This is a genomic window from Thiocapsa sp. (assembly GCF_035467215.1).
Taxonomy (GTDB): domain Bacteria; phylum Pseudomonadota; class Gammaproteobacteria; order Chromatiales; family Chromatiaceae; genus Thiocapsa.
In genome coordinates this window covers 1-6,801 of sequence record NZ_DATITZ010000351.1, presented here as the reverse complement: position 1 = coordinate 6,801, position 6,801 = coordinate 1, and the positions used below count along the sequence as shown (strand labels likewise).

Genomic DNA, 6,801 nt, shown 5'->3' with positions numbered 1-6,801 from the left:
TTCCGTCAGAATCCGGCGCTCGACACCGAGGCCACCATCACTGCGCTCGGCGTCGGCGAGGCGCTGGTCTCGACCCTGGACGAGAAAGGGATTCCCGGGATCGTTCAGCGGGTCAAAGTTGCGCCGCCGGGAAGCCATCTCGGTCCCATCGAGCCGCAGGTGCGCAAGGCCGTCATGGATCAGTCGTTGGTGAAGGGTGTCTACGACGTCTCGATCGATCGCGTCTCCGCCTACGAGATCCTGGAGCAACGCGCCGAGCAGGCCGCCGCGGCCTCGGCCGCGCCCGAGATCCCGGATCTGTCCGAGTACTTCGGCCGCAGCGGCAAGAGCGCCCCGACGTCGTCGACCGGCAAGACCCCCGCCCGACGCGCCAGCACACGGCAGACACCGGTGGAAGCCTTCGCGACCAGTGCCATGCGCTCGCTCGGCAGCCAGATCGGTCGTCAGCTGGTGCGCGGGATCATGGGCTCGCTGACCGGCGGGGGTACGCGCGGGCGCAGGTAACCAGCCCCGGCAGTCGACCGCTTCGCGCCGCATGCAAGGGTTTGACGCGGTCGGTGATCTCGTCGATTCGATTTCTAATACATCGGGTGATGGCCGTTCAACGGCCGGATCCGGGGTATCGGACACACACGAGACGCTCCCGAACGAGGTTCGGATGGGAAGCACAGCGCAGGGCAGGGCAGGCCGCCCGAGAGTCGGGCCCGGCTGCTGTTTGATCGGTACGCGCTTGCAGGAAACGACGACTAGGAAGGACATTATTCCGCCGCGCTCGGCGCCGAGATCCCCTCGGACGGAGACTACTGGCTGGCTGTCGGCGTCGTCGATCCACCGACGCCGCTCTCGACATGGATCCTCGCCCGTACAGTTAGTTCGACCCAGAGCAAGGCGGTAGGCGATACGCGTCTTATTGGTGTCGAACCAGTCCGGTAGGCCTTTCGCAAGGGGCTCGCTCTGGCACAGAACCCCGAGCTCCGTGTTCAGCTTGCCGGAGCGCGGTTCCGGATTCGGGGATCCGACGAAGAGGGCCTCTTGATCGAAAACCGAGGTCTTGGCGTGCAGGCTGGCCCCCGATGAGCCGGTGAGCTTGGCGAACTTGCTCCGTTCCACAAGGTGCGGTCGGTTCAGTATCGCGTCATGAGCGTTGGGCAATTATGACCTGGAGATGATAAACAATGCTCGAACAGCTGCCGGCGCCTGACAACGACAGGTATCGATTCACCTGCTCTTCCGGAGATCATGCCGACGAGCAGTACGAACTGCGCCTCAGCGTTTGTCCCAACCCGGTTTGTCGATGCGGGTCCATCTCCATCCAGATGACCTCGGACGCCTCGACCGATCACGGGGTCTCGCTTCCGCCGGCAACATTTCTTATCGACGTGATGAACGGTTGCCTCGATACGACGGGCGACAAGACGATGCAGGCTGAGCAAGCCCTGGGGGAGCTCTTTGTTGATCGCTTATCGGACGAGGATTGGGCATCGCTGAGAGGTATTTTCTTCTCCGTGAAGCGCTTCCTGACGGAAAACGCCGCGGATGAAGATCTCGATGTCTATTTCCCGGTTTCTGAGATCGATCGCGACAGTTTAATGGTGGATTTCCACCAGATTCTGCCATATGCGGAAACAAAGCTTGTCGAAGCCTGCGACAAGCGATTTGCGCTGATGGAGCACTATTGCGTCAAGCCGGGGTGCAGCTGCTCGGATGTCTTCGTCACCTTGATGAACGCGGACGTCGTCAGCGAGGTTCCGTCGGCCGACGACGAGCCCGTGCTGGTCATCGATTACAAGAGCAGGAGTTGGCGCGTTGAGAGGCTTGGTCGTGAAAACGCCGTTCTGTTGGAGCACCTCGGAACAAGGCTCAGCACGGAAGACGATGCACGCCACTTTCAAGCTCGTCACGATCGACTTCGGTCGCTTTACCTCTTATACAAGCAGCGCCATCGCCCGGGTTCTTCCGCCAGGGTTCGAGATGCACGCAAAGTCGGTCGAAATGATCCTTGTCCCTGCGGTAGCGGCAAGAAATACAAGAAGTGCTGCTTGGGCTCCGCGGGTCGCTGATTGCTTCATCAGGAACAACCGGACGTCGGACCGCGCAATGCCGAAGCACATCACGAGCGTGATAGACAATTTTCGTGGAGATCCATCCGAGACCTATTCGGTGCGCTGTATCGAGTCGTTTCGGAGGGTGGACAGGATCTTCCGGGCTCTCGCGGATGATTCGGTCGATCCGACCGAGTGCACGAAGATCGAAGCACGGGCGGATGTCGAAAGCGATCGGCCTGATCCGGCGCCGACGACTCAGGCGTCGGTGCAAACGCGGTGGCGGTTCGATCAGGAAGTTGCCGAGAATTTTCCCGTCGAGGCGCGTCAAAATATCCCCGATTACGCCCGCGTGCTTGACGTCTGCATCGAGGTTGCAGACATGTTCTTGGAGAAGGACGCTCCGGTGATCGATGTCGGTTGTGCCTTGGGCGAGGCATTGAAACGTCTTTACGCGCGCGGTTATCGGCGTTTGTACGGCATCGACAACTCAAGCGATATGCTGGCGCGAGCATTCAATACGACGGATCGAGCAATAACCTATATCCTTTCCGACAAGTTTTCGTCCGAGCATGGCCCCTATCGGCTGGTGACCGCCAACTGGACGCTCCATTTCATCAAACAACGGGAGGCGTATTTAAGGGACATCCATGCAGCGCTCGAAGACGGCGGTTTTCTCGTCTTGACCGAAAAGGTGATGCTGTCCTCGATGATGGATCGTCTCTATAAGCAATTCAAGTTGGACGCGGGACTGAGTCAGGACTATATCGATTACAAGGAAGAGGCGTTGAAGGATGTCCTCGTGACCTATCCGTTGGATTGGTATCTGGTCAAGCTCAGGCAGATCGGTTTTCGGTCGGTGGAGATTCTCAACGCGAGACTGTCGTTCGTGACCTTTCTCGCGCGCAAGTAGAGGGTTTTGTCGTCCGGACCGATGGCGATACGGTGATGTTTTCGGGTGTTTTACGTCGAAGGCAATCAGGAGGGTATCTCGATGTTTGTGGTGACGAACCGGAAGGTCAACACGCGCAAGGAAGGACTGGATCTCTTCGGCGATACGCCGAATACCGTCGGTCCCAACGAGTTGCGGCTCGTCAAGGTCACCAAACAAGGCTCGCACTACACCACCGAGCTACTCGCCGACAGGCTGACGCAGGCCGAGGTGCGTGAGCTGAAGCGACGCCATGCACTTGACATCGACGAGCGGGCGGATTGGTACGCGAGCTTACGGGTCGCCTGCGATCTGATGGAGCAGGCGGCACGCGAGAAGCGGCATCTGCTCGTCTATGTCCACGGTTACAACAACGACATGAAGGACGTGCTGGGCACGGCCGAGGCGCTTCAGGCGATCTACAACGTCATTGTCCTTCCGTTCAGCTGGCCGGCGAACGGTGGCGGAGCGGTCAGCGGGACGGCGGCCTATCTCGACATGGGCAACTATGTGCTCAAGTACGCCCTGCGACCGAGCGCCGCGGCCGCCGCAAAGCTGATCTTCGACAATGTGTCGTTGGTCGCCGCCGACGCAAACAACGCGGCGCTCAAGGCCGTATTCAGCGATGCCTTCGAAGGCAGGCGGGCCGAGGAGCGGTTGTCTTATGCGGCCGATATCAACGCCTATCGGTTGATGTAAGCCGCGTTCGGAGTGACGACGAAGGTTCGGGTGAGAAACGGGCTTTCGTGTTCCATTAGGTCTTGCAGGTGACGCGGCTTAAATGAGTGAACCGCGCCGACACGAGGGCTGATGGCGTTCGCGTATCTGTACGCTTTGCTTCTGAACCGTCTCTAAGCGACCTGCGCCCGGTCTTCGTTCCCGCGCTCTGCGCTACGGGAGTCGCCGTCGGAGCGCACGGCCGGGGTGACCCACACCCGTCCCATGCCGGGCCCGAGATCGAGCTCGAAGGGTGTCGGGATGCGATCCATGGGTGAGTCGGGCGAGACGTCCTGCATCGGGTCGGTTGTTCGGGCGACCTGGCAGATGTCGTCGATCCGAAGGTGTTGGTGATTCCAGGGATCCTTGTTCAAGGCGAGCAATGCCGTGTCCCGACTCGTGTCGGACCCTTTGCGGAGCAGGAGGATGGCCGGATTCGGATGATGGAGGCGCTCGATCGGTCCTTCCTGACGGAACACCGGGAAACGGTCCTTGATTCCGTTGACCTCGGCGATGAAATCGGTGAGATCGGCGTTCGTGCCCTCCCAGTCCTCGGGGCAAGTGTTCACGACGTCGAGCCCCCGTCTGAAGCCATGCTCGAAACCGATCGGGATCATGACGCCCGCGGAGAAGAGCGCGGCGAACAGGTAGCGCTGCTTCATGGCGTCGGGGTTGCCGCCGCACTCCTGAAAGAGCCGCTCGGTATCGTGGCTTTCCGGAAAGCTGATCGAGGGGACCAAGCGGCGCGTCTGCTCGTATTGCTCCAGCAGCCATCCGCCCTCGAAGTCCCACCATTTGGAGCTGTTGAAGATGGCGTCGAAACCGGCGGCGGCCGTCTCGCGTGTCTGCTCCGGCGAGCAGCCCAGTGTCTCGGCGACGAAAACGACATCCGGATGCGCCTTGCGGATGTGCGCAATCAGCTGCTCCCAGACCGGTCTCGGGATCTGGTAGGCCGCGTCGCAGCGGAAGCCGCGAAAGCCCAGCGCGACCAGGTACTCGACCATCTCGATGCAGTAGGCCAGAAGCCCCGCGCGATCGGGCGAGCCGCGGTGATCGAACTGTGCCAGGTCGTGCCAAACGACCCGATTCCCGTCGGACTCGACACAGAAGGCGCTGGCGAACTCGTTGCCCTCGCGCACGAACCAATCGGGGTGTTCGTGCACCAAGCGCGAGTCCTTGGCGCAATGGTTGATCACGAGATCGATCATCATGCCGAGACCGAGTCGATCGGCCTCCGCGACCATGGCGCGAACCTGCTCCTCCGCTGTCCGATCCGTATCAGGCGAGACGAAGGTGGTGTTGATGGCGAAATGATCCGCGATCGAGTAGAGGGAGCGGGACTGACCGAGGATCTGGATCGGGTTGACGAAGATCCAGTCGAAACCCATACGCGAGGCCCGCTCGAGGTGGGGCGTCCAGTCCTTGAAATGTCCGGCGAGCCGGGGAAACAGATTGTAGATCTTCATCGAGCCGATGCGCTCCTTGCCGCGCCTCGGCGCGGCGGATTGGGGGCTGGGGCGAGTCCGTCGCGCGGCCGTTCAGCCTTCGCGGATATAGTCGTAGATGTTGAGGTAGTCCTGGCCGGGCGTGCTCCAGGAGTAGTCGGTGCGCATCCCGTTCTTCATCAATTCCCTGAAGTGCTCTGGATGGTTGCGATAGCAGGCGATGGCGCGGCCTAGGGCTGACTCTAAGCCTGCATTGTCGAAATCGCGAAAGACATAGCCGTTGCGTTCATGCAGCGGGCGGTGCGAATAATCCTTGTCGAACACCGTGTCGGCGAGTCCGCCGACCTCCCGGACGACAGGCACGGTGCCGTAACGCAGTGCGATCAACTGGGTCAGTCCGCAGGGCTCGAAACGGCTCGGCACCAGCATCATGTCCGCCCCGGCGTAGATGAGGTGTGAGAGATCCTCGTCGAAGCCGATCTCGAGATGACAGTCGGGGCTGTCGTTGAGCATCCGTTTGAGGCCCCAGAAATCGCCGTTGATTCGGTCATCCGGACTGGATCCGAGCAGCACGAACTGGGCGCCGCGCTCCAGCGTGTAGAAGATGGCGTGGCGCACCAGATCCAGGCCCTTTTGCGGGTCGAGTCGGCCGATGAAGGCGACGATCGGCTTCTCGTTGTCGGCGAGCATCAGGCGATGACGCAAGGCGCGCTTGTTGTCGTACTTGCCGTCGATGCTCTCGACGCTGTAGCGCACCGGGATCTGGTGGTCGACCTCGGGGTTCCAGATGTCGTAGTCGATCCCGTTGACCACCCCGCCGTATTTCATCTGATGGGTATGCAGGGTCGGCTCCAGACCGAATCCCTGGCCCTGGTCCTTGGTCTCGAAGGCGTAGCGCGGCGAGACCGTGGTGATGAAATTCGAATAGACGATCCCGGCCTTGAGCAGATTCAGTGCCTTGGGGTGTGTGTTGTCGGCCATGCGATCCTGATTGAAGAAGCGTTCGGGTCGATGCAGGCCAGTTGCGTGCAGGATCTCGACGCCCGTCACCCCTTGATGCGCAAAGTTGTGAATGGTCAAGCAGACCCGCGGATGGGTCATCCCGAGCGGCTGATAGAACTCGTAGAGGAACACCGGGACCAGCGCGGTCTGCCAGTCGTGCACATGGATGACGTCCGGATGCTTGCCCGCCTTCCAGAGGAACTCCATCGCGGCACGGGAGAAGAAGGCGTAGCGCAGCACGTCGTCCTTGTATCCGTAGATGCTGCCGCGGTTGAAGAAGTTGTCCTGCGAGTGCGGCTCGATGAAGAAGCACTTACGCCCGTGCACGAAGCCGAAGAAGACCGTGCAGTGGATCGCGCCGTCGTACCAGGGGACCCAGAGATCCTTGTAGACCTCGTGCATCTCGAAGATCTGGTCGTGCCGCAGGGTTGCGTACATCGGCAGGATGATCTCGACATGATTGCCGCGGATCGCAAGCTCCCGGCTCAGCCCGAAGACCACGTCGGCCAGCCCGCCGACCTTGGCGACCGAGGCGAGCTCGGGCGTGATGTGGACGATGAAGAGGCTCGGACGCGCGAGCGCGGGCGGTGCCGGCGCTTGGGTCGGCTCGGGCTCGGGTGGTCGCTCGTATTCCGGGTCCGGCTCGGGCTCGGGCTCGACGACC

6 protein-coding genes and 1 pseudogene are annotated in these 6,801 nt (G+C 61.2%); 4 read left to right on the top strand and 3 right to left on the bottom strand.

Annotated features, from left to right (window positions below; all coding sequences use genetic code 11):
- On the top strand, positions 1-504 hold a 504-nt coding region (locus VLR48_RS18990; protein ID WP_325293284.1), incomplete at its 5' end, for a helicase HerA-like domain-containing protein.
- A 423-nt stretch (positions 505-927) separates the two neighbouring features.
- Here the strand turns inward: VLR48_RS18990 and VLR48_RS18985 are convergent.
- Positions 928-1,110: pseudogene (locus VLR48_RS18985) on the bottom strand (phospholipase D-like domain-containing protein); the annotation flags it as partial.
- 65 nt (positions 1,111-1,175) lie between these two features.
- Between VLR48_RS18985 and VLR48_RS18980 the strand changes: the two are divergent.
- From VLR48_RS18980 to VLR48_RS18970, 3 genes are all read left to right on the top strand, one after another.
- Positions 1,176-2,060, top strand: coding sequence for an SEC-C metal-binding domain-containing protein (locus VLR48_RS18980; RefSeq protein ID WP_325293283.1), 885 nt, complete (start codon positions 1,176-1,178; stop codon positions 2,058-2,060).
- Positions 2,061-2,394: 334 nt separating this feature from the next.
- Positions 2,395-2,955 carry a class I SAM-dependent methyltransferase gene (locus VLR48_RS18975; protein WP_325293282.1) on the top strand — a complete coding sequence of 187 codons (561 nt, stop codon included), beginning with the start codon at positions 2,395-2,397 and terminating at the stop codon, positions 2,953-2,955.
- Positions 2,956-3,036: 81 nt separating this feature from the next.
- The gene (locus VLR48_RS18970) at positions 3,037-3,672 is read left to right on the top strand and encodes an alpha/beta hydrolase (RefSeq protein ID WP_325293281.1); all 636 of its coding nucleotides are present in this window, start codon (positions 3,037-3,039) and stop codon (positions 3,670-3,672) included.
- 152 nt (positions 3,673-3,824) lie between these two features.
- Here the strand turns inward: VLR48_RS18970 and VLR48_RS18965 are convergent, their stop codons facing one another.
- Together VLR48_RS18965 and VLR48_RS18960 are read right to left on the bottom strand one after the other, a co-directional pair.
- Positions 3,825-5,156 (bottom strand): alpha-amylase family glycosyl hydrolase, encoded by a 1,332-nt coding sequence (locus tag VLR48_RS18965; protein ID WP_325293280.1) that lies wholly within the window; start codon positions 5,154-5,156, stop codon positions 3,825-3,827.
- A 72-nt stretch (positions 5,157-5,228) separates the two neighbouring features.
- Positions 5,229-6,801 (bottom strand): glycogen synthase (locus VLR48_RS18960; RefSeq protein WP_325293279.1); only part of this gene is annotated, 1,573 nt, incomplete at its 5' end.

Coding starts and splice junctions, on each gene's coding strand:
- VLR48_RS18970 (WP_325293281.1), top strand. CDS start 3,037: ATGTTTGTGGTGACGAACCGGAAGGTCAACACGCGCAAGGAAGGACTG.
- VLR48_RS18965 (WP_325293280.1), bottom strand. CDS start 5,156: ATGAAGATCTACAATCTGTTTCCCCGGCTCGCCGGACATTTCAAGGAC.
- VLR48_RS18980 (WP_325293283.1), top strand. CDS start 1,176: ATGCTCGAACAGCTGCCGGCGCCTGACAACGACAGGTATCGATTCACC.